At 64.1% G+C, this 22,502-nt stretch carries 23 protein-coding genes; 17 read left to right on the top strand and 6 right to left on the bottom strand.

What is annotated here, in order from left to right:
• From V6M52_RS11910 to V6M52_RS11935, 6 genes are all read left to right on the top strand, one after another.
• Positions 1-974, top strand: a 974-nt coding sequence (locus tag V6M52_RS11910) for a peptide ABC transporter substrate-binding protein (protein ID WP_332701173.1), incomplete at its 5' end; no start/stop codon positions are given.
• A gap of 153 nt (positions 975-1,127) precedes the next feature.
• Complete coding sequence (locus V6M52_RS11915) at positions 1,128-2,885, top strand: ABC transporter ATP-binding protein (protein WP_332701174.1); 1,758 nt, start codon at positions 1,128-1,130, stop codon at positions 2,883-2,885.
• Between the two features lie 175 nt (positions 2,886-3,060).
• Positions 3,061-3,990: an ABC transporter permease gene (locus V6M52_RS11920; protein ID WP_332701175.1), complete on the top strand. Its 930-nt coding sequence runs from the start codon at positions 3,061-3,063 to the stop codon at positions 3,988-3,990.
• Positions 3,987-4,874, top strand: coding sequence for an ABC transporter permease (locus tag V6M52_RS11925; protein ID WP_332701176.1), 888 nt, complete (start codon positions 3,987-3,989; stop codon positions 4,872-4,874). The genes V6M52_RS11920 and V6M52_RS11925 overlap by 4 nt, the downstream gene beginning before the upstream one ends.
• Before the next feature lies 1 nt (position 4,875).
• Entirely contained in the window at positions 4,876-6,075 is a 1,200-nt protein-coding gene (locus V6M52_RS11930) for an aminotransferase class V-fold PLP-dependent enzyme (protein ID WP_332701177.1), read from the top strand.
• 115 nt (positions 6,076-6,190) lie between these two features.
• Complete coding sequence (locus V6M52_RS11935) at positions 6,191-6,901, top strand: FadR/GntR family transcriptional regulator (RefSeq protein WP_332688846.1); 711 nt, start codon at positions 6,191-6,193, stop codon at positions 6,899-6,901.
• Between the two features lie 136 nt (positions 6,902-7,037).
• On the opposite strand, the gene hemH is transcribed toward V6M52_RS11935, so the two are convergent.
• The 3 genes from hemH to V6M52_RS11950 form a co-directional block, all read right to left on the bottom strand.
• Positions 7,038-8,063 carry a ferrochelatase gene (gene hemH / locus V6M52_RS11940; RefSeq protein ID WP_332701178.1) on the bottom strand — a complete coding sequence of 342 codons (1,026 nt, stop codon included), beginning with the start codon at positions 8,061-8,063 and terminating at the stop codon, positions 7,038-7,040.
• 94 nt (positions 8,064-8,157) lie between these two features.
• Positions 8,158-9,816, bottom strand: a complete 1,659-nt coding sequence (locus V6M52_RS11945; RefSeq protein WP_332701179.1) for a HoxN/HupN/NixA family nickel/cobalt transporter — start codon at positions 9,814-9,816, stop codon at positions 8,158-8,160.
• An 18-nt stretch (positions 9,817-9,834) separates the two neighbouring features.
• Entirely contained in the window at positions 9,835-10,734 is a 900-nt protein-coding gene (locus tag V6M52_RS11950; RefSeq protein WP_332688852.1) for a LysR family transcriptional regulator, read from the bottom strand.
• A gap of 244 nt (positions 10,735-10,978) precedes the next feature.
• Between V6M52_RS11950 and V6M52_RS11955 the strand changes: the two genes are divergently transcribed.
• The 3 genes from V6M52_RS11955 to V6M52_RS11965 all read left to right on the top strand — a co-directional run bounded on the left by V6M52_RS11955 (position 10,979) and on the right by V6M52_RS11965 (position 12,727).
• Positions 10,979-11,401 (top strand): MarR family winged helix-turn-helix transcriptional regulator, encoded by a 423-nt coding sequence (locus V6M52_RS11955; RefSeq protein WP_332701180.1) that lies wholly within the window; start codon positions 10,979-10,981, stop codon positions 11,399-11,401.
• A 96-nt stretch (positions 11,402-11,497) separates the two neighbouring features.
• The gene (locus V6M52_RS11960) at positions 11,498-11,929 is read left to right on the top strand and encodes an SH3 domain-containing protein (RefSeq protein WP_332701181.1); all 432 of its coding nucleotides are present in this window, start codon (positions 11,498-11,500) and stop codon (positions 11,927-11,929) included.
• A 99-nt stretch (positions 11,930-12,028) separates the two neighbouring features.
• Positions 12,029-12,727 carry a pyridoxamine 5'-phosphate oxidase family protein gene (locus V6M52_RS11965; protein WP_332701182.1) on the top strand — a complete coding sequence of 233 codons (699 nt, stop codon included), beginning with the start codon at positions 12,029-12,031 and terminating at the stop codon, positions 12,725-12,727.
• Positions 12,728-12,786: 59 nt separating this feature from the next.
• On the opposite strand, the gene V6M52_RS11970 is transcribed toward V6M52_RS11965, so the two are convergent.
• Positions 12,787-13,710, bottom strand: a complete 924-nt coding sequence (locus V6M52_RS11970; RefSeq protein ID WP_332701183.1) for a DMT family transporter — start codon at positions 13,708-13,710, stop codon at positions 12,787-12,789.
• A 78-nt stretch (positions 13,711-13,788) separates the two neighbouring features.
• Entirely contained in the window at positions 13,789-14,109 is a 321-nt protein-coding gene (locus tag V6M52_RS11975) for a hypothetical protein (protein WP_332688862.1), read from the bottom strand.
• Between the two features lie 188 nt (positions 14,110-14,297).
• On the opposite strand from V6M52_RS11975, the gene V6M52_RS11980 reads away from it, so the two are divergent.
• The 8 genes from V6M52_RS11980 to V6M52_RS12015 all read left to right on the top strand — a co-directional run bounded on the left by V6M52_RS11980 (position 14,298) and on the right by V6M52_RS12015 (position 21,491).
• Positions 14,298-15,083: an SDR family oxidoreductase gene (locus V6M52_RS11980; protein WP_332701184.1), complete on the top strand. Its 786-nt coding sequence runs from the start codon at positions 14,298-14,300 to the stop codon at positions 15,081-15,083.
• Complete coding sequence (gene uvrC, locus V6M52_RS11985; RefSeq protein WP_332701185.1) at positions 15,080-16,960, top strand: excinuclease ABC subunit UvrC; 1,881 nt, start codon at positions 15,080-15,082, stop codon at positions 16,958-16,960. The genes V6M52_RS11980 and uvrC overlap by 4 nt, the downstream gene beginning before the upstream one ends.
• A gap of 54 nt (positions 16,961-17,014) precedes the next feature.
• Positions 17,015-17,368 (top strand): YciI family protein, encoded by a 354-nt coding sequence (locus V6M52_RS11990; RefSeq protein ID WP_332701186.1) that lies wholly within the window; start codon positions 17,015-17,017, stop codon positions 17,366-17,368.
• Between the two features lie 238 nt (positions 17,369-17,606).
• A complete protein-coding gene (locus V6M52_RS11995; protein WP_332701187.1) occupies positions 17,607-18,623 on the top strand; it encodes a magnesium and cobalt transport protein CorA in 1,017 nt (338 codons plus the stop codon).
• A 352-nt stretch (positions 18,624-18,975) separates the two neighbouring features.
• A complete protein-coding gene (locus V6M52_RS12000) occupies positions 18,976-20,049 on the top strand; it encodes a 3-deoxy-7-phosphoheptulonate synthase (protein WP_332701188.1) in 1,074 nt (357 codons plus the stop codon).
• A 179-nt stretch (positions 20,050-20,228) separates the two neighbouring features.
• Positions 20,229-20,795 carry a CDP-diacylglycerol--glycerol-3-phosphate 3-phosphatidyltransferase gene (gene pgsA, locus V6M52_RS12005; RefSeq protein ID WP_332701189.1) on the top strand — a complete coding sequence of 189 codons (567 nt, stop codon included), beginning with the start codon at positions 20,229-20,231 and terminating at the stop codon, positions 20,793-20,795.
• Positions 20,792-21,043, top strand: a complete 252-nt coding sequence (gene moaD, locus V6M52_RS12010) for a molybdopterin converting factor subunit 1 (protein ID WP_332701190.1) — start codon at positions 20,792-20,794, stop codon at positions 21,041-21,043. The genes pgsA and moaD overlap by 4 nt, the downstream gene beginning before the upstream one ends.
• A gap of 1 nt (position 21,044) precedes the next feature.
• Positions 21,045-21,491 carry a molybdenum cofactor biosynthesis protein MoaE gene (locus V6M52_RS12015; RefSeq protein WP_332701191.1) on the top strand — a complete coding sequence of 149 codons (447 nt, stop codon included), beginning with the start codon at positions 21,045-21,047 and terminating at the stop codon, positions 21,489-21,491.
• Between the two features lie 57 nt (positions 21,492-21,548).
• Here V6M52_RS12015 and V6M52_RS12020 read toward each other — a convergent pair whose 3' ends face one another.
• Positions 21,549-22,439: a branched-chain amino acid aminotransferase gene (locus V6M52_RS12020; protein WP_332688152.1), complete on the bottom strand. Its 891-nt coding sequence runs from the start codon at positions 22,437-22,439 to the stop codon at positions 21,549-21,551.
• Positions 22,440-22,502: the final 63 nt, after the last annotated feature.

Here is a 22,502-nt window from a genome sequence, read left to right on the forward strand (position 1 = left end):
ACAACTCGGTCGTGCTGACCAAGTCCGAGACCTATACCGGTCCATGGCAGGCCCAGATCGATCGCCTCGAAGTCGACCCGACCCTCGGCGCTCCGGAAGTCGGGCTGCCCGCCTTCCTCGCCGGCGATGCCGACTATTCCTTTCTCAATACCGGTCAGGTGCCGGTGGCGACCCAGCGCTATCCCGATGGCATCCGCAAGAACGCCGTCTTCGCCACGTCCTATATTTCCTACGATCTCGACTCTGCCCCGTTCAACGACGTCAACGTCCGCCGCGCCTTCTACTATGCGGTAGACCGGGCCGAGCTGACCTCGACCGTGCTCAAGGATATCGCTATCCCCGCCGGTTCGATCCTGCCGCCCGGTTATCCTGGCTACAATCCCGAAGTGGTCGCTCAGGCCACCTTCGATCCGGAAAAGGCCAAGCAGTTCATGGCCGATGCCGGCTTCGCCAATGGCGAAGGTTTTCCGGAAATCGAGATCTGGTATCGCGAAGAGGGCGGCTATAACGGCGCCATCATTCCGGCCATGGCGCAGTACCTCCAAGCCGAGTTCAAGGAAGTTCTGGGCGTCACCATGAACATCCGCGTCCTCCCTGGCGCCGAGTGGATGGACGGCCTGCGCACCAAGAAGAACAACATCTTCATCGCGCCTTATGAGTACGACTACCTCGATCCGTCCAACTTCTACGGCATCTTCTACAATGGCGGCCGCCACGACCACCACATCGATGCTTATGATGAACTGGTCGCCGCCGCCGACTCCAACCCCGTTTGGGAGGAGCGCTATGACCTCTATGCTCAGGCCGAACAGGTACTGATCGACAACGCCTCGATCGTCCCGCTCGTCCACCCGATCACCATCGCCGTCATCTCCGACGAACTCGGCGGCGATGCCTCGACGCCCAACACCTTGGGCTTCACCTCGCTCGATCGCCTCGGCCATTACTTCTTCACCCACCTGACCAAGCAGTAGGTGTCAAACGTCTCAGTCGTCCGTCCCTCCCCCTTGAGGGGAGGGATCGAGGATGGGGGTCTATCGATGGATCACTGAATCGCCCCCTCCCCAACCCTCCCCTCAAGGGGGAGGGAGGACAACCGCAAAACCGCCAGAGAATTCAGCCAGCCCATGCCCCTCGTCGAAATCCAAGATCTCAAGGTCAGCTTCAGCCAGTATGGCGGCCAGGTCGACGCGGTCCGCGGCGTGAGCTTTTCCGTCAACGAAGGCGAAAGCCTCGGCATTGTCGGCGAATCCGGTTCCGGCAAGTCGGTCAGCTGCAGCGCCCTGCTGCGCCTCCTGCCCGCCACCGCCAGGGTCGGCGCCAAAAAGATTACCCTCGACGGCATCGACGTTCTGAAAGCCGGCAAAGAAGACCTCATCCGCCTGCGTGGCCGCACCGCGGCCATGATCTTTCAGGATCCGATGACCGCCTTCGATCCGGTCTTCACCATCGGTCACCAGATCGCCGAAACCATCCGCGCGCACCGCCAGGTCAGCCAGCGCGAAGCCCTCGCCGAAGCCGAACAGTTGTTGCTCCGCGTCGAGATCAAGAACGCCCGCGACATCCTCGGCTACTATCCCCACCAGCTCTCCGGCGGCATGTTGCAGCGCGCCATGATCGCCATGGCCCTCTCCTGCCGCCCCAAGGTGCTGATCGCCGACGAGCCCACCACGGCGCTCGACGTCACCATCCAGGCGCAGATCCTCCAGCTCATCAAGAAGGTACAAGCCGAGTTCGGCATGGCCCTGATCATGATCACCCACGACCTCGGCGTCATCGCCGAAACCGTCGACCGCGTCTTGGTCATGTATGGCGGCGAGGTGATGGAAGAAGGCCCGGTGCAACAGATTTTCGACGCACCCCGGCACGATTACACCAGGGCCCTGCTGGCCAGCCTCAACACCAGCTTCGATCCCTCGCGCGGTGATGACACCGCCGCCGCACCAGCCCTCGAACTGCGCGGCCTGGCCAAGGCCTACCGCATAAAGCGCCGCAAGGGCCTCTTCGCTACCTATGACGACTTCCACGCCGTTCGTCCGGTCGACATCGTGCTGCCGCGCAACAAGATCGTCGGCCTGGTCGGCGAATCCGGCTCCGGCAAGACCACCACCGGCATGATGGCCATGCGCCTCACCGAGCCCAGCACCGGCCAGATCCTCGTCGACGGCGCCGACATCTCCAACCTCGGCCCGGCCGAACTCAAATCCTTCCGCCGCCGCATGCAGATCGTCTTCCAGGACAGCTATTCCGCCCTCGATCCGATGATGACGCTGAGCCAGATCATCGCCGAGCCGCTGCATATTCATGGCGTCGGTTCGGCCCGCGAGCAGACGGAGAAAGCCCTCGACTGGCTCGAACGCGTCGGGCTGCCCCGCAATTTCGGCTCGCGCTATTCACACGAGCTCTCCGGCGGCCAGCGGCAGCGCGTCGCCATCGCCCGCGCCCTGATCCTGGGCCCATCCGTCCTCGTCGCCGACGAACCAACCTCCGCCCTCGACGTCACCGTCAAGGCCCAGATCATCGGCCTGCTCAAGGAACTGCAGGCCGAAATGGGCCTCTCCATCCTCTTCATCAGCCACGACCTTTCGACGGTCAAATCCCTCACCGACAGCGTCGTCGTCATGTATCGCGGCCGCGTGGTCGAGGAAGCGCCCACCGAGCGCATCTTCTCGTCCCCCCAGCACCCCTATACCCGCGCCCTGCTCGACGCGATCCCGGCCGCCAACCCCCGCGACAAGCGAGAGCGCACTTTCCTCGCCGCCGCCGACCTCGAGGCGCAGACCCCTCGCTACACCACCATCCAGACCGGCCTCGCCCCCAACGCCACCCCGCAACTGGTGACCATCGCCCCCGGCCACAAGGTCGAAGCGATCGTGACGACATGAGGGAGGATACAATGCAGCATCTGAGTTCACCCCCTCCCATCCTCCCCCATCATGGGGGAGGTGCCGATCCAGCTCGTGGCACCATTTATGGTCGTCCACAAAGCCGTACCTCCCCCTTGACGGGGGAGGCTAGGAGGGGGTGGCGTTTGGCCCCGATGCCTAGAGGAGCCACCCCATGACCCTCTTCATCCTCCGCCGCCTCGTCTCGGTCGCCGTCACCTTCTTCATCGTCTCGCTCATCATCTTCTTCATGATGCACGCCATTCCCGGCGGCCCATTCGATGGCAATGATATGCCCGTGTCCCAGGCCGTGCGCGACAAGCTGATGGCCCGGCTCGGCCTCGATCAGCCGCTCTGGGTGCAGTACACCCGCTACATGTGGGGCGTGCTGCAGTTCGACTTCGGCGTGCCCTATCAGAGCCCCGGCGAAACCGTCACCCAGCTGCTCTCTCGCGCCTGGTTGCCAAGCCTCGTGCTTGGCGGCCTCGGCGTGCTCATCGGCGCGCCGCTTGGCATCCTGCTCGGCATGGCCGCCGCACTCAACCGCAACACCTGGATCGACTACTTCGCCTCGACCCTGGCAACGCTAGGCCTCACCATCCCGGTCTTCGTTACGTCCATGCTGCTGATCTTGGTCTTTGCAGTCTGGCTGCAGTGGCTCCCCGCCAGCGGCTGGGGCAAGCCCGAGCGCTGGATCCTGCCGATCACCGCCTATGCGCTGATCCCGCTGGCCACCTATGCCCGCTATACCCGCTCGGCCATGCTCGACACCCTCAACCGCCCCTTCGTCACCGTGCTGCGTGCCAAGGGCCTCAGCGAAAGCCGCATCGTCTTCCAGCATGTGCTGCGCAATTCGGCCATCCCGCTGGTCACTGTCTTCCTGCCCATGTTCATCGGCACCGCCACAGGCTCCATCTTCGTCGAGGCCATGTTCCGCGTACCGGGCCTGGGCGCCTATTTCGTCTCCTCCATCGAGACGCGCGACTACCCGCTCGAAATGGCCCTGATGCTGATGATCACCTTCATGTACTGCATCGCCTATCTGCTCAGCGACGTGGTCTATGCCCTCGTCAATCCCCGCATCCGCGTCGGAGGCGGCCAATGACCTTGGAAGCCGCCGCCATCGCTCCGAAATACCGTCAGCGCAACCCGCTCTGGTTCGCCTGGCAGCGCTTCATCGGCAACAAGGCCGCCATCGCCGCCGGCGTGGTACTGGCCATTCTCATCCTGATGGCCATCTTCGCCCCGCTGATCACCCCCAGCCCTCCCGAAGCCCAACTCTTCCTCACCGAAGCTCTCGCCTTCCCCTCGGCGCAGCACTGGTTCGGCGTCGACGATCTGGGCCGCGATTTCTATACCCGCGTCGTCTATGGCGCCCGCGTCTCGCTGACCATCGGCTTCACCGCCGCCCTGTTCAGCGTCGTCATCGGCATCCCCCTCGGGGCCCTGGCCGGCTATTTCGGCGGCAGGACCGACTGGTTCATCATGCGCGTCATCGAGCTCTTCTCCGTGGTCCCGCCTTTGCTCGCGGCCATGCTGCTCGGCGCCCTCACCCGCGGCGGCTATTTCACCATCGTGCTGATCGCCGCGCTGTTCGGCTGGGTGCAGGTCTGCTTGCTCGTCCGCGCCCAGATCAAGGCGTTCCGCGAAAAGGAATTTGTTCGCGCTGCGCAGGCCCTGGGCGCCTCGCCCTGGTACATCATCCGCCGCCATCTCATCCCCAATTCGATCTCCCCGATCATCGTCGGCTTCGTGCTCGCCATTCCCCTGGCGATGATGCTCGAAGCCAGCCTCAGCTTCCTCGGCATCGGCGTTCCTCCGCCCACGCCGACCTGGGGCCAGATGATCAATGAAGGCATCGATTTCATGTTTTTCTATTGGCACATGGCCGTCTTCCCGACAGCCGCGCTCGCCATCACCGTATTGGCGACAACGCTCTTCGGTGACGGCTTGCGCGATGCCCTCGACCCGACTTTGAAAGGCCGCTGAAGTGTCCGAAAATCTCGCCCGGCAGTTCCTCATTCGCGAGGACGTCGTCTTCCTCAACCACGGCTCGTTCGGCGCCTGCCCTCGCCCGGTCTTCGCCGCCTACCAGAACTGGCAGCTCGAACTCGAGTGCCAGCCGGTGGAGTTCCTCGGCCGCAACCTCACCGAAACCATGCGCGTGCCCCGCATCGCGCTGGCTGCCGAGCTGGGCACCGTGCCCGAGAACATCGTTGGCCTCACCAATGCCACGCTCGGCCTCAACATCGTCGCCCAGTCGCTCGATCTCAAGCCCGGCGACCAGATCCTCACCACCGATCACGAATACTCCGCCCTGGAAAAGACCTGGGCCTATGTCGCCCGCCGCACCGGCGCCGAGATCGTCGTCGTCAACATCCCCATGCCGCTCACCACCGAGGCGCAGTTCACCGACACCATCATCGCGGGTATGACCGACCGCACCAAGGTCCTGTTCCTCAGCCACATCACCTCGCCGACCGCGTTGCTGTTTCCCATCGAGCGGTCCATCGCCGAAGCCCGCAAACGCGGCATCTGGAGCGTCATCGACGGCGCTCACACGCCCGGCCATATCAAGCTCGAACTCGATGCCCTCGGCGCCGATTTCTATTCCGGCAATTGCCACAAATGGATGATGGCCCCCAAGGGCTCCGCCTTCCTCCACGCCCGCCCCGAAGTCCAGGGCCTGATCAATCCTCTGGTCATCAGCCACGGCTGGACTGCTGACTCCAAGCAACCCGGCGCCAAGGGCGCTTTCGGCAATTCCCCCTTCATCGACGAACTCGAAATGCAGGGCACCCGCGACCCCGCGCCCTGGCTCACCGTCCCCGCCGCCCTCGATTATCGCCGCGACAACGACTGGACCAGCGTCCAGGCCCATTGCCACGCTTTGGCGCAGGACACCGCCCGGCGCCTGGGCGAACTGACCGGCCTCGCCCCGCTCAGCGCGCCCGAATTCTGCGCCCCGCAAATGGTGGCCATGCCGGTCCCCGAATGCGATGTGGACGCCATCAAGGATGCCTTGCTCGACAAATACAGCATCGAGATCCCCGTCTTCAAATGGCAGGACACCTGCATTGTCCGCCTCTCGGTGCAGGGCTACAATTCCAAGCCGCAGATGGACCTGCTGATCGACGCCTTGACCGATCTGCTGCATCTCAAGGGCGCCGCAGAGCGCCGGGTTTCATAGCGAGGCTGACAAACGGCGCGAACTGTGATGTGTGTCGTATCGATTGCATGGCACGGATATTGGCGCGGTTCGGCGAACCGCTCCCGGAGGATATGGCGCAGTGAGACAAGGGGCATTGAGCTATCTTGAGCCGCTCGAAACCCGCACCAGGGGGGTCGCGGTGCTCGACGCGCTGGCCGACATGGTCGAGCGCTCCGGCCTCAAGATCGGCGATCGCCTGCCGCCCGAAATCTCGCTGGCTGCCACACTCGGCGTCGGCCGCTCAACCATTCGCGAGGCCCTCAACCGCTGGGAAGGCCTCGGCATCATCCGCCGCCGCCGCGGCGACGGCACCTATCTCTCCGCACGCGTCCAGACCTCGCGCGGCCTCGTGCCCACCATGGTGCGGCTCGAAGGCGAAGCCCTGCTCCGCCTGATGGAAATCCGCCGCACGCTCGAAAACGACGTGGTGCGCAAGGCGACGATCAACGCCACCGCCAGCCAGCGCCGGCAGATTTCCGAGCTTTGCGACCTGCTGCTGATCGAGGTCAATGCCGGCCGCCCCTGGCGCAAGGCCGACCATGCCTTCCACGGCGCCATCTACGACGCCTCCGGCAATCCGATGTATGGACAATTGCTGGTCAATCTCGACCACGCGCTGGAACGTGGCGGCACCTCGCCCTTCGCCGCCGACAATTTCGGCCTCGAATCCTTCCCCATCCACCGTGAACTCGCCGACGCCATCCTCGCCGCCGACGCCGAACTGGCCGTCACGGTCATCAACCGCCTGCTCGACACGGTGGAAGTCGAAGTCAAAGCCATCATCGACGGCGGCAAACTGAGCTGACTCTTCCTTACCTCGCCCCTCCGGGGAGAGGTCGACCCGAAGGGTCGGGTGAGGGGTCTTTACCGGGTGAGGCGCGTAGGAAAGACCCCTCCCCCGTCGGCTGCGCCGCCGACCTCTCCCAGAGGGGCGAGGTAAGTCAGACCCAGCCAGCCAATTCCCGCCGAACCATCGCCTCGATCATGTCCATGCCCGCCGGGCTGTCATTGAGGCACGGGATATAGGCGAACTTCTCCCCCCCTGCCTCCATGAACGTCTCCCTGCCCCCCATGGCGATTTCTTCCAGCGTCTCGATGCAATCGGCCGAAAAGGCCGGCGCCAGGATGGCGACCTTCTTGATCCCCTTGCCCGGCAGCGCTTCCAGCGTCTTGTCCGTATAGGGCTCCAGCCACTTGGTCGGGCCGAAGCGCGACTGGAACGTCACCATCAGCTTTTCCTTGGGCCAACCTAGATATTCGCGCACCAGTCGCGTCGTCTTGTGGCACTGGCAATGATAGACATCGCCGCGCTCGAGATAGGTCACCGGCATGCCGTGATAGCTGGTGATCACCACATCGGGCTCGAAATCCAGCGCCGCCACGCCATCACGGATCGAGTTGCCCAGTGTCTCGATATACTTCGGGTCTTCGAAATAGGCCGGCGCCGTACGCACCGCCGGCTGCCAGCGCATGGTCTTGAGCACGTCGAAGGCCTTGTCATTGGCTGTGGCAGTCGTCGTCGCCGAATTCTGCGGATAGAGCGGCACCAACAGGATTTTCCGGCACCCTGCCGCATGCATTTTCTCCAGCACGCTCTGCGTCGAGGGATTGCCGTAGCGCATGGCGAAATCGACCATGATGTCGTCATGCCCGGCCAGCCGCTCGGCCAGCGCCGCCGTCTGCCGCCGCGTGATCACCAGCAGCGGGCTGGCATTCTCCTGCTTGTCCCAGATCTGCGCATAGGCGTGACCGCTCTTTTGCGGCCGTACCGAAAGGATCACTAGGTTCAGCAGGGGCCACCATAGCCATTTCGGCGTCTCGATGACGCGCGGATCGCTGAGGAATTCCTTGAGATAACGCCGTACGCTCCAGTAATCGGTGGCGTCGGGCGTTCCCAGATTGAGCAGCAGCACGCCGATCTTGGGCGCCGTGACGACAGGATGGTTGGGCGGCAGATGATCGGACATGGATCGCCAGTTTGGAGTGGTTCTAGGCTGGCCGCACCATAGCGCCTCCCCCATCATCCGCAAGGCGGCGATGGGTCGCGCATGCTCCGGTGATCTAGAGGCTGGCGATCAGCAACAGCACGCCGAAGGCAAGCACCGCCACCGCAGCCAGAAGTTCCACCCACCAGACGATTGCCGCCGTCAGCGGATTGTCCACACCCCCGACACGACTTGCCAAACCCTTGGCCGTCACCGCGATCGTCGCCAGTGCCGCCACGGTGATCGCCGTCCCCGCGCCCATCAGGAACACTGCCGCGATACCCGCCGGCAGCAGCCCCTGCGACAACGCGAAGACCAGCACCACCAGTGCGCCCGAGCAGGGTCGCAACCCCACCGCCAGCACCACGCTCAACTGCTCCCGCAGACTGCCGGTGGTGGCCTGCGGTGGCACCACATGCAGATGCTCGTCATGTGCATGGTCATGATCGGCGTGATCGTGCGGATGTTCGTGCCCATGGTCATGGTGGTCATGCTCGTCCGCATGCAGATGCTCGTGCGCCTTGTGTGCGAGATCATGGTTATGGTGGCCATGGCCCCAGCCGAATACCTTGCGCGCCACCAGCCACAGGCCCAGCAGCGCCACCAGCCCATAGGAGGCAATGCCGATCCAGTTGGCGGCATCGCCCATGGCCACACTGGTCATGCCCAGCAGCCCTGCCGCGATCAGCACGAAAACCACCGCGACCAGCGATTGCAGAAGCGCCGACAGCACGCTCAGCGTCACGCCGCGCCGCAACTGCGTTTCATTGGCCAGCATATAGGACGAGATCACCACCTTGCCGTGGCCGGGCCCCGCGGCATGGAACACGCCATAGAGGAAGCTCAGCCCACCCAGCACCCAGAACGCCGTCCAGTCGGTGCGCAGCGCGTCGAGCGAGGTGGTCATCGCACCATAGAAGCTGCGTTGCTGGTCCTGCAGCCAGCCGAAGAAACCGCTGCGCGGCAGGTTGAGGCCGGGCTCTGCCGGTGGCCCGCCAAACGGCAGGCTGGGCCTGGCCTCCGCAACCTGCGTCACAGCATCCACCGCCGTGACCGGCGCCGCGGCAGCTTTGCCATCGCAGGTGACAGCGACCAGCCCCTGCGTGCCGCGCATGGCGGCGGCCAGGTCGGGCGGCAGTTCCAACACTTCCGGCCCCAGCGCATAGAGCCGCTCTTCCACCGCCGGGTCCATCGGCCTGGGCGGATCGAGCACGGCGCGACAACCAGCCGGCGCATTCTCCAGCGTCACATCGCTCACATCGGCAAAGCTGATCGCCACATAATATTCGGGGTCATAGACCGCCAGCTCGAAGCGACTGGTAACCTGCAGGGGTTCGGTGGCAGCCACCGAATAGGTCAGCGTCGTCCGGCCGTCTTCATAGACCATGCGTTGGTCGCCGGACGGGGCAAACGCCATCAGCGCCTCACCCTCCCCCGCATAGGTGTAAAAGCCATAATCGGCCAGGCCGGTCATGTTCTCGTCGGCCAGCGATTGCAGCTCGTCCGGGCTGGTCTCCCGGTCGCCATTGGTGTCGAGCCCCTGGATCATCCAGGCCGAGAAAGCCGTATCGAAGGTCCAGTAATGCCGCAGCCCCGCGACAGCGCCATTGGCGTCAAACACCACCGCAACCTTGGCGTCGATCAGAATATGCGGATGCGCCAGTGCTGGTGCTGTCAGGCCGAGCAGACCAAATGCCCCGGCAGCCAGCCGCCGTCCCATGCTGCGAATATTCAAGTCGTGCCCCAGCGTAATCTAGTGAATGGGATGAACCTGGAACCATTCGACCAGATGGTCGATCAGCGCCCGCACCTTGCCTGCCAGATGCCGCCGATGCGGATAGACCGCCTGCAGCGTCTGGCCAGTCGGCAGGAAATCGGCCAGCACCGGAATGAGTTCGCCGCTGGCCACTGCCGGTTCCGCCAGATAGGAGGGCAATACGACAAATCCGAGGCCCATTATTGCTGCCTTGCGCGCCGCTAACGGAGAATTGACCCGCAACGGTCCGTTGACCGGCACCGATATGGTCTTGCCATCTTCGATGAAACGCCAGTTCGATTGTCCCTGCAGATTGACGTCGACAATGCAGGGCAGATGCCGCAGATCCTCGGGGTGCTTGGGCGTGCCATGCTGCTTGAGCAGTTCCGGCGCGGCGCCAACGACCACATGCATGTCGGCGATCTTGCGCGCGATCAGCGATGAATCGGCCAGCGTCGATATCCGCAGCGCCACGTCGATACCCTCGTCGACGAGATCGACATAGCGATCCTCCAGCCGCAGGTCGAGCGTCACCTTGGGGTGCTTCCTGAGATATTCGTAGATGGCCGGTGCCAGCGTCGTCTCGCCGAAATTGCGCGGCGCCGAGACCCGCAGCAGGCCGCGCGGCTCGGCCGTCTGATCGGTGATCGTCGCGTCGAGATCGTCGAGCTGCTGCAGCAGCGCACTGGCCTCGCGATAATAGGCCTCGCCCGCCTCGGTGAGGCTGAGCTTGCGCGTAGTACGGTTCATCAGCCGCACGCCAAGGTAATCCTCGAGGTCGGTGACATATTTGCTGAGCAGCGCCTTGGAACGCCCGTGCTGCCGCGCGGCAGCCGAAAACCCACCGGAATCAAAGACCTGGACGAAAGCGCGAATACGGGCGAGGTCCTGCGTCATGGCGCTCCGTTCACCTGAGTAAGGTGCGAAAAGGTGGGAACCGGCTTTTCGCGAACAACCTTGCGACCCAAAACCTGGAGCCGGCGATTTGATTTAGTCAAATCGCATAAGGCTCTAGCGGCGTAATGGACGCATAACTCATCTGCATGAGACGAACAATAACTGGTCTTGGTCGTTCCCCGATTAACGATAGGATGGGAAGCCCAATCGACGTGCCCAAGGAGTTCGGACTATTTTCCCGCTCATGTCCAGACCTTCATCCCGTTCCACACTCTACCGGCTCATCGAAGCCGGACAGCTCGCGCACAAGGCGCTGCTGCAGCCCCTGCTCGAGCGAGGCCTCGAGCCCGGCGACGACGCCATCCTGTTCGAGCTGGGTCGGGCCGGGACCACCGAGATCGAGCTGGCGGCCGAACTGGGATTGGACGAAGTCGCCCTCACCATCCGCCTGACCCGGCTGCTCGACCGCGGTCTGGTGACCCGCCAGGCTGTCGGCCCGGAGCTGGCCCCCGGCGTGGCGCTGACCGAGCGCGGCGTCCGCATTCGCAACGGCCTGGCCGATCACTGGACCCAGCTCGAAGAAGCCCTGATGGGCGAGATCAAGCCCAAAAGCCGCAAGAAACTCGGCGAGCGCCTCAAGCGTTTCGTGGAGCTGCTGCGGCTCTGATCGAAACCTGACTGGACCGTTCAGCCAGGGTTCATAGGCAAAGGCGTCTTCTGTACCTACAGGCATCTACTGCCTAACAGGCAAAGGAGATCTACTATGGCTTTGAGCAAGAAACTCATCGCTGGTGGCCTCGCAGCTCTGGCGCTTCTCGCGACGACGGCAACGGCCTTTGCGGCCCCGGCATTCGCGACCGGCAACGTCAATGTGCGATCGGGTCCCGGCACCTACTACAGCCGCGTCGATACGCTGCGCCGCGGTGAACGGGTCGATGTTCAGCACTGCCGCGGCAGCTGGTGCTTCGTGGAAAAGCGCGGCCCCGATGGCTGGGTTTCGGCCAATTATCTCAGCCGTCGCAGTGGTTGGGATGACGATTGGGATCGCCCGCCACACTGGAGCCCGCGTCCGCCGCGCCCGCCACACTGGTATCCGCGGCCGCCGCGTCCCCAGCCCTGGCCCTATTACGGTGGTGATAGCGGAGGCAGCGTCTGCTTCAACGGCCCCAACGGCTACTTCTGCATCGGCAATTAGGCCACATGAGCGCCGCCCTTCGGGGCGGCGTTTGCCTGCCCGGCGCAACCCGCTCCTCTCTGGTTCGTTGTCTCAACAACCAGAAGAAGGATTTGCATCATGGCCACCGCCGCAACCACCGACGACAAGAAACCAGCCCGGCGCGTAGCGCCCAAAGCTACCAGCGCCAAGGCCGCCAGCACCAAGCCGGCCGCCAAAGCCGCGACGGCCAGGGCCAAAGCCCCAAAGCTCGCCAAGCCACCCGCTGCCAAGCCAGCCGCCAAGCCGGCCGCCGCCCAACCCGCCAATCGCCAGTCCCGCGATTCCAGCATGACCGGCAAGGAACATGACGAGCACGTCGAGCGCATCTGGGAACTCGCCAGGCGCATCGGCATTGCCATGTTCGTCACCTGGGACGGCAAGCAACAGCGCGCCCGCCCGCTCGCTGCCACCGTCGAAAAGGACGAGGGCGCCATCTATTTCCTCACCGACGTGAATGGCCAGAAGGACGAGCAGGTCTCAGAATATCCCTGGGTCAGCGTCAGTTTCGCCGATCACAAGCACGCCAGATATGTCGCGCTTTCCGGCAAGGCCACCGTCTCCAATGACCGCGCCAGGATCAAGGAGCTCTGGACGCCCTTCGCCAAGGCACGGTGGGACAGCCCGGAAGACCCGGCCATCCGCGTCATCAAGCTTGTGCCGCACGATGCCGAACTATGGGACAGCCCCGGCCGCATCGTCACCACCTTGTCGATGCTCACCGCGGCAGTGACCGGCCGTTCGCCCAGGATCGGCGAAAATGCCAAAGTCGTCCTGTGACCCTCAACGCCGGGGTGATGTGAAAAAGCTCCATCACCCGGGCGTAGCTCTGCGCAGTCTTATTCCTGCCCCGGCAGTCGCGGATCGGCAATCACCCGCACGCGCTTGATCCGCTCCCGCGCCATGACCACCAGCCCCGCCGCAACGATAATGGCGGCGCCGACCAGCGAAATCGGGTCGATCCAGTGGTTGAACACCACTGCGCTCAGCACGATCGCCCAGGGCAGCGAGAAATAGTTGAACGGCTGCACCACGCTGGCCGGCGCCATGGAGAGGGCAAGGACCATCAACCCATGCCCTGCACAGGTCGTGCCCATGATGGTGACTACCATCAGGAAATCGCCCCAGCCCATCGGCTGCCAGAAGAACACCCCGACCACGCCCGACAGCACCAGCCCGATAATGGCGGCATAGGTCATGCTGGTGGCCGCGCTGTCATACTGGCTGACCTTGCGGGTGATGACGATATAGATCGCGTAGAGCGTCGCCGAACTGAGCGCGAACAGCACGCCCCAATCCAGCGGCAACCCGCCTGGCCGCACGATCACCAGCGCGCCGAGGAAACCCACGGCGACCGCCGCGAAGCGGAAGATGCCCACCTTCTCGCCCAGAATCGGAATGGCAAATAGCGTCACCAGCAGCGGATAGACCACGGTTATAGCCTGCAGCTCCCCCAGCGGGACAGTCTGCAGCGCCAGCGCGAAGAACCAGATGTCGGCCATCAGCAGCACGCCGCGCAGCACCTGCCACATCGGCACCTTTGAATTCAGCGCCTGGCGCAGCGGCGCCTGCCGCATCACCAGCACCAGCGAGAAGGCAGCGAAGCCCCAATAGCGCATCATGGTGATCTGGAAAGGCGAATAGGTCTGCACCAGCACCTTGGAAATCGCGTCTTGCACGCCAAATACGCCGATGGTGATGAGGGTCAGGACAATGGCCCGGCCGATATTGTCGGTACGGGTGTCGGCAATGGGGGAGGACATTTTCTATGCAATCGGCTGGACATGAAAACGCCCCGACCCTTCTGGGTGCCGGGGCGCCAGGAAGCGCTATCGCAAAGCTCAGGCTTTGGCCATGCTCGACTTGATGAGGCCGGCAATGGCCGTCAAAATGCCGCCGCTGACCAGGCCTGTCACGCCCTGCCCCGCAAGCGCGCCGAAATCGAGGCCACCAGCCGCGCCGGCCGCGCCCGCAGTCGCACCCACCAGCCCATCGAGGCCCGGAATCATCCCGGCCAGCCAGGTGCCGGCTATGCCGCCGACCGCACCGACAATCGAATTGCCGACCGTCCCGAGACTGAGAGATTTGGCGAGTTGTGCAATGATGTTGCCGCCGACGCCGCCGGCAACCAGCTGCACGAGAATAGGCACGATGACTTCCATTTGAGTCCCCCTCATGGATGCCGCTGGCCGTCGGCCTTGCGGCGACACAGCGAGTCTACGCCTGAATTTTGTGCAACAAAAGGACAAGCCTGCTGTCCGAACCTGTCAGCAGGAGCCTGTAAATCCGGGGTTCCCGGCATTGAAGAACGCCGCCAAAGCGGCCTATGGTCCGGCCACAAGGTCCCATCATGTCGAATCGTTTCGCTTCTCCACCGCCGTCTCCGCCTGTCGCTCTCGTCACCGGGGCCAGCGACCGGATCGGCGCAGCCATTGCCCTGGCGCTGGCCCGCGCCGGCCATGCGGTGATCGTCCACTACCGCTCCAATGCCGAGGGTGCCCGCGCCGTGCGCGCTGCCATCCGCGCCAATGGCGGCCAGGCCGAGATCATCAAGGCCGACCTCGCCAGGCGCCCGCAGCGCGCCGCCCTGGTCGGCAAGGCCGCCAGCTATTTCGGGCCGCTGACCGTACTGGTCAACAATGCCTCCCTGTTCGATCCCGACAGCGCCCGCGATGTCGACGAAAAACAGTGGGACCAGCATTTCGCCATTCACGCCGAGGCCCCGATTTTCCTGGCCCGCGACTTCGCCGCCCAGCTCCCAGATGGCGTCGACGGCAATATCGTCAACCTGGTCGACGAGCGCGTGCTGCATCCGACCCCGGCCTATTTCAGCTACAGCCTGTCCAAGTCGGTGCTGTGGACCGCCACCCGCACTCTCGCCCAGTCGCTGGCCCCTTCCATCCGGGTCAATGCCATCGGCCCGGGCCCGGTCCTGCCCCATAGCCGGCAGAGCCAGGCCGAGTTCGAGCGCTCCGTCGCGGCCCTGCCGCTGCAGCGCCATGCCGGGCCCGATGCAATTGCTGACGGCGTCATAATGTTGCTCAACACGCCCGCCATGACCGGCCAGATGCTCGCCCTCGATGGCGGCGAGCATCTCGAATATCTGCCCAAGAGCAAGCCGACCCCACGCTCATGACCGACGACGTCACATCCCCGCCCAGCGGCCACGAAGTCATCCGCGCCTTCGTGCGCACCCTGCCCGCCGCGCCGGGCGTCTATCGCATGCTCGATGCGCAGGGTGAGGTCATGTATGTGGGCAAGGCCCGCAACCTCAAGGCCCGCGTTACCAACTATACGCGGCCCGAGGCGCTGGAAGTGCGCCTGCAGCGCATGATCGCCTCCACGGTCAGCATGGAATTCGTGCGCACCGAGACCGAGTCCGAAGCACTGCTGCTTGAAGCCAACATGATCAAGCGGCTCAAACCGCGCTTCAACGTGCTGCTGCGCGACGACAAGAGCTTCCCCTATATCCTCATCGCCACCGACCATGAGGCCCCCGAACTCACCAAGCATCGCGGCACCCGCCGGCGGCAGGGCCATTATTTCGGCCCCTTCGCCTCGGCCACCGCCGTGGGCCGCACCATTGCCAGCCTGCAGAAGGCCTTCCTCCTCCGCAATTGCTCGGACAGTTTCTACGCCGCCCGCACCCGCCCCTGCCTGCAATTCCAGATCAAGCGCTGCGCCGCCCCCTGCACCCGCGAGATCAGCCTCGAAGGCTATGCCGAGCTGGTTGAAGATGCCCGCCAGTTTCTCTCCGGCAAGTCGCAGGGCGTGCGCGACCATTTGCAGCGCGACATGAACCAGGCCGCCGAACAGCTCGATTTCGAACGCGCCGCCCTGCTCCGTGATCGCCTTTCCGCCCTGGCCCTCGTCCAGTCCCAGGGCGACGGCACCGCCAAGACGGTCGAGGAAGCCGACGTCTTCGCCATCCATCACGAGGGTGGCCAGTTCTGCGTGCAGGTCTTCTTCTTCCGCGCCTTCCAGAATTGGGGCAACTACCCCTATCGCCCGCGCGCCGACGCCAGCCTCTCCGATGCCGAAGTGCTCGAAGCCTTTATCGGCCAGTTCTACGAAAACCGCACGCCCGCGCGCCTCGTGCTGATCAGCCACGAGCTGGCCGAACACGACCTGATGGAGGAGGCCCTTTCCAGCCGCGCCGGCCGCCGCGTCTATATCGAGCAGCCCAAGCGCGGCGAGAAACGCGATCTGGTCAACCACGCCCTCAACAATGCCCGCGAGGCGCTGGGCCGGCAGCTCGCCGAAGGCGCCACCAATCGCACCCTGCTCGAAGGGGTCGCCGAAACATTCGGCCTCGAACAGGTGCCACGCCGCATCGAGACCTACGACAACTCCCACATTTCGGGCACCAACATGGTCGGCGCCATGGTGGTGGCCGGCGAGGAAGGCTTCGCCAAGAAGTTCTACCGCACTTTCAATATCAAATCCGACATCGCTGCCGGCGACGATTTCGGCATGATGCGCGAGGTGCTGACCCGCCGCTTCACCCGCCTCGCCAATGAGAGCGACGATGACGCCGAGGATGAAGCCAGCGGCATGCCCGATTGGCCCGACGTGGTGTTCATCGACGGCGGCGCCGGCCAGCTCAACGCGGTGCGCGAAGTCATCGCCGCGCTCAACCTGCCCAAGGAGGTGACCTTCATCGGCATCGCCAAGGGCGAGGAACGCGATGCCGGCCGCGAGAAATTCTTCATGGAGGGCCGTGAGGCCTTCATGCTGCCCCATCGTGACCCCGTGCTCTACTACGTGCAGCGCCTGCGCGACGAGGCCCACCGCTTCGCCATCGGCACCCATCGCGCCAAGCGCAAGAAGGACCAGGTCAAGAACCCCCTCGACGAGATCGAAGGTATCGGCCCCACCCGCAAGCGCGCTCTGCTCAACCACTTCGGCTCAGCCAAGGCCGTCGGCCGCGCCTCCCTCGCCGACCTCCAGGCCGTCCCCACTATTTCCAGCGCCATGGCGCAACTGATCTACGACCACTTCAACCGCGGCTAGTCGAAACCTGTCGCCCCCGTTCGTCGGGGTGATGAACGCACCAGGAGAAGACCAATGAAGTTCATCACCTTCGTCCACACCACCAATGCTGCCGAAGCCGGCCGGCCACCGCCCGCATTGATGCAGGCGATCATCGAACTGGGCATGGAGGCCGGCGCCGGATTGGTGGAAACCGGCGGCATGTCCGATACCGCCACCGTCAAGGTTCGAAACAAGCAGATCGTGACCGACGGCCCCTTCGCCGAAGCCAAGGAGCTCATCGGCGGCTACGCCATCTACGACCTGCCCACAGAAGCTGAAATCGTCTCCTGGACCCAACGCTTCGCCGACCTCCATCGCCATCATTGGCCCGAATGGGAAGGCGAAATCACCATCCAGCAACTGCACGGTTTCGGCATGCCGGGGTAAGGCAGAAGGGTCTTCGCGCTGCGGCCAACACTGCAGTTTACTCAACGCGGTGTCACCCGTCACACCGGCCCGAAGGGACAAATCGCTCCGGTGGTGTGATTTGATGCCGGAGGGCCTTCCCAACAATTTCCAGCGCCATGGCCCAGCCCATTTACGATCACTTCAACGGTGCGGACTAGGCTGGCAAGCTATAGGGAAACGCCGTAAACTCATGGCTCCCGCGTATAGGGAGGCCAAGATGCTCCATGCGGTCGTCACCGAAGATGCAAGCCAGCCCAAGGCCGAGGAAGGCGTCGTGGCAGCCAGCGTCTATGCCGGTGGCCAGCGCCTCGCCGATATCGCGGTCGACGAAGCCGGCGCCTGGACCAAGCGGCCAGGCCATGTCGTCTGGATTGGGCTGCTCGAACCAAGTCCCGAGCTCCTGGCGCGCGTTCAGGTCCAGTTCGGCCTCCACGACCTCGCCATCGAGGATGCCGGCAAGGCCCACCAGCGTCCCAAGCTGGAGCAATATGGCGATTGCGTCTTCATCGTCGCCCGCACCGCCCACATGCTGGATGGTCGCATCAGCTTTGGCGAAACCCATATCTTCGTGGGCCGCGGCTACATCGTCTCCGTCCGCCACGGCGCCTCCACCTCCTACGCTCCGGTGCGCCAGCGCGCCGAGTCCTGTCCCACCGTGCTCTCCCATGGCGAGGACTACATCCTCTACGCCTTGCTCGATTTCATCGTCGACAACTACATGCCCGTCCTCGAAATGGTGAATACCGAGGTCGAGGCGGTGGAAGACAAGGTGTTTGCCGGCGAGCTCAGCCAGGGTGATGTTCAGCGGCTCTACGTGCTTCGCCGTGACCTGCTGCGCCTGCGCAATGCCGCCTCGGCCCTGGTCGACGTCTGCCGCCGGGTGCAGCGTGTCGAGGTCCGCCCGATCGAAGTTTCCATGCAGCCGCTGTTCCGCGACGTCACCGACCACATTCATCGCGTCCAGGATGAGATCGATGCCCTGCGCGAAGTGCTGGCCTTCGCCTTCGAAGCCAGCATGATGGCTGGCCAGGTGCAGCAGACCCACATCGCCCGCCGCCTCGCCGCCTGGGCCGCCATCCTCGCCGTCCCCACCGCCATCGCCGGCATTTACGGCATGAATTTCGAGGTCATGCCGGAGCTCAAATGGGAGTACGGCTACCTCGTCGTCCTGGGTGCCGTCGCTATTATCTGCAGCACGCTTTTCTACCGGCTGCGCAAGAGCGGCTGGCTATAGGAGAAGCACGCGGGGGCTAAGCCTCTACCTACGCTCGTTTTTACCTCGCCATCACCGCTCTCCCGACAGGCTGAGCGACACCGACCACAGGACAACCGCGCTCCAGGCGCCGTTTCCGCACGCCCCTACCAAAGTCAGAGTCGACAACATCAAAATACCGCGCTACACATCCCGCCATGATCCGTTCCGTCGCCACCGTTTCGTTTTGGTTTAGCTATCCGCTCCCGGCGGAGGCTACCGCGCGCTTGATCTGATCTTTCAAAGATACGACCAAACCCGAAGCCAGCCGCCCCCCAACGAGGCGGCTTTTTTGTTGGCCGCCTCCAGACAGAATTCCCGAGGAGACCACCAAGTGCTCAAGTCCACCGACGACCTTCGCATCACTGCCATCAAGCCGCTGACCACCCCGATCGAGGTGATGCGCCAGCATCCGCGCACCGACGCCGCCACCCGCACCGTGCTCAGTGCCCGCCACGCCTTCCACAATATCCTGGCCGGCAATGACGACCGCCTCGCTGTCGTCGTCGGCCCCTGCTCCATTCACGATCCCGCCGCGGCGCTGGACTATGCCAGGCGCCTCGTCGCGCTGCGCGCATCCCTGGGCGACCGGCTCGAGATCATCATGCGTGTCTATTTCGAAAAGCCCCGCACCACAGTCGGCTGGAAGGGCCTGATCAACGACCCCAATCTCGATGGCAGCTTCGACATCGACAATGGGCTCCACACTGCGCGTGCCCTGCTGCTCGACATCGCCAATCTCGGCCTGCCCGCGGCCTGCGAATTCCTCGACATGACCACCCCGCAATACATCGCCGACCTCGTCAGCTGGGCCGCCATCGGTGCCCGCACCACAGAAAGCCAGATCCACCGCGAGCTGGCCTCGGGCCTCTCCTGTCCCGTCGGCTTCAAGAACGGCACTGACGGCAATGTGAAGATCGCGCTCGACGCGGTAAGTTCGGCCAGCCAGCCGCACCATTTCCTCGCCGTGACCAAGGACGGCCGCTCCGCCATCGCGGCCACCACCGGCAACGAGGACTGCCACATCATCCTGCGCGGCGGCAAGACCACCAATTACGACGCCGCCAGCATCGATGCCGCCGCGGCAACCGCCGAAAAATCCGGCCTGCCGCCGGTCATCATGGTCGACGCCAGCCACGCCAATTCGAGCAAGAATCCGGAAAACCAGCCCCTGGTCCTCGCCGATATCGGCGCCCAGATGGCCGCCGGCGACCGCCGCATCATCGGCGTCATGATCGAATCCAACCTCGTCGCCGGCCGCCAGGACCTCGTCGAGGGCCGTGAGCTCACCTACGGCCAATCCATCACCGACGGCTGCATCGACTGGGACACGACGGTAACCGCGCTGGAGGCACTGGCCGAGTCCGTCACCGAACGCCGGGCCGCGACAAACCAGGCCGTGGCATGATTGCGCCCCAACCACCGGCTCACCTTCTCCCCTCGTGGGAGAAGGTGGCGCGCAGCGCCGGATGAGGGGGCTACGATCGCCGCAAAGGCCCCCTCACCCGCCCTTCGGGCACCCTCTCCCACAAGGGGAGAGGGAAGAGGTGGGTTGACCCCCCACCCCCGTTCCTGTTCTCTCCCCCCATGGCCAGAAACCCGCTTCTCCTCGTTCCAAATCTCATCACCATCGCCCGAATTCTGGCGATCATCCCCATCGTCTGGCTGGTGATGCATGGTGATATCATCCTGCGGCTGGTGGCTTTGATCATTTACGTCGTCGCCGCCGCCAGCGACTGGCTCGACGGCTATCTCGCCCGCGCCTGGAACCAGTATTCCCCGCTCGGCCGCATGCTCGACCCCATCGCCGACAAACTGCTGGTCGGCATTCTCATCGCGGCGCTGGCTTGGGACGGCAGCTTCTCCGGCTGGGACATGATCCCGGCCTGCACCATCCTGTTCCGCGAATTCTTCATCCCCGGCTTGCGCGAATTCCTCGGCAATACCCAGGTCGTGCTGCCGGTAAGCTGGTTGGCCAAATGGAAGACCACGCTGCAACTGATCGCTCTCGCCATCGTCCTGCTCGAACGCATCGTCCCCGGCCTGGGCCTCGCCAGCGACATAGTGCTCTGGGTCGCCGGCGCGCTGACCCTGTGGACGGGCTGGCAATATCTGCGTGCCAGCTGGCCCCACCTCGTGGCGGACCAGCCATGAAGATTCTCTATTTCGCCTGGCTGCGCGAACGCCTCAATCGTGGTGAGGAGGAGGTGTCTCCACCACCCGAAGTCGCCACCGTGGGCGACCTGATCGACTGGCTCGCGGGTCGCGACGAGGCCTTTGCCATCGCCGTCGAAAAACGCGCCCTAATCAAGGCAGCGATCGACGCCAAACTGGTGAACCATGACACCCCCATTGCCGGCGCCAGTGTGGTGGCGCTGTTCCCGCCGATGACCGGTGGCTGAGATGACCGTCCGCGTAGAGACCGCCAGCTTCGACCCCGGCGCCGAGACCAACGCCTTCCTCGCCGCCGGCAAGGGCGCGGGCGCTGCCGTGACCTTCACCGGCGTGGTGCGCTCCGTGCCCGATGACCCGATCACCGCGCTGACGCTGGATTGCTATCCCGAGCTGGCGATCAATCAGCTGACCGCTATCGTCGAGCAGGCCACCACCCGCTTCGGCCTGCTCGCGGTGACGGTGATCCACCGCTACGGCACGCTGGCCCCGGGCGAACCCATCGTCCAGGTCATGACGCTATCGCCCCACCGCGAGGCCGCCTTCAGGGGCGCCGAGTTCCTGATGGACTACCTCAAGACCGACGCACCCTTCTGGAAACAGGAGACCGGCCCCAAGGGAACGCACTGGGTCGAGGCCAAAGCCGAGGACGACGACGCCAAGGCGCGCTGGGAATAGCGGAATAAACAAAAAAAGCCGGGCACTTGGCCCGGCTTTCTCAAATATTGATTCCGCTTATTCTGCCGCGACCCGCTTGGGCTGCACTTCGGCGCTATACGCGTCGATCAGCGTGCGGCACCCTTCGCCCGGCGTAAATTTATAATCCCCGATCTCGCTGACAGGCGTAACCTCGGCTGCCGTACCAGTCAGGAAGCACTCGTCGAATTGGCTCAGTTCCTCAGGCATCATGTGCCGTTCGGTCACCGTATAGCCATTGCGCTTGGCCAGCTCGATCAGCGTCTGCCGCGTAATGCCGTTGAGGAAGCAGTCGGGCGTCGGCGTGGTGATGTCCTTGCCCTTGATGAAGAACACATTGGCGCCGGTGGCTTCCGCCACGTAGCCGCGATAGTCCAGCATCATCGAATCGGCATAGCCATTGGCCATCGCCGCATCCTTGGAGAGGGTGCAGATCATGTAGAGGCCGGCGGCCTTGGCCGAGGACGGAATGGTCTCGGGGCTCGGGCGCTTCCACTTGCTCCATTCGAGCCGGATGCCCTTGAGCTTTTCCTCGACCGAGAAATAGCTCGGCCACACCCAGGCGGCGATCGCCAGGTGCACTGTGTTGTTGCGGGCGGGAACGCTCAGCTCTTCCGAGCCGCGCCAGGCCACGGGACGCACATAGGCATCGACCAGGCCATTTTTCGCCAGCACTTCGCGCTTGGCTTCCTCGATCTGCTCGACCGACCACGGCATGGGCATGTCGAGTGTCTTGGCCGACCGGATCAGCCTCTCGGCATGCTCGCGCGACTTGAAGATTTCCCCGCCATAGGCGCGCTCACCCTCAAACACCGAGCTGGCATAGTGCAGCCCATGCGTCAGCACGTGAATCTTTGCGTCTTTCCAGGGTTTGAACTCGCCATCAAACCAGATCCAGCCTTCACGCTGGTCCATGGGCACGCCTGCCATGATCCTCTCCCGCAATCTCTCGTTGAGGTGCCGTTTTGTACGGTCGCCCGTTTGGCGCCAATC

The organism is Devosia sp. (genome assembly GCF_036676215.1).
In the GTDB taxonomy this organism is placed as follows: Bacteria; Pseudomonadota; Alphaproteobacteria; order Rhizobiales; family Devosiaceae; genus Devosia.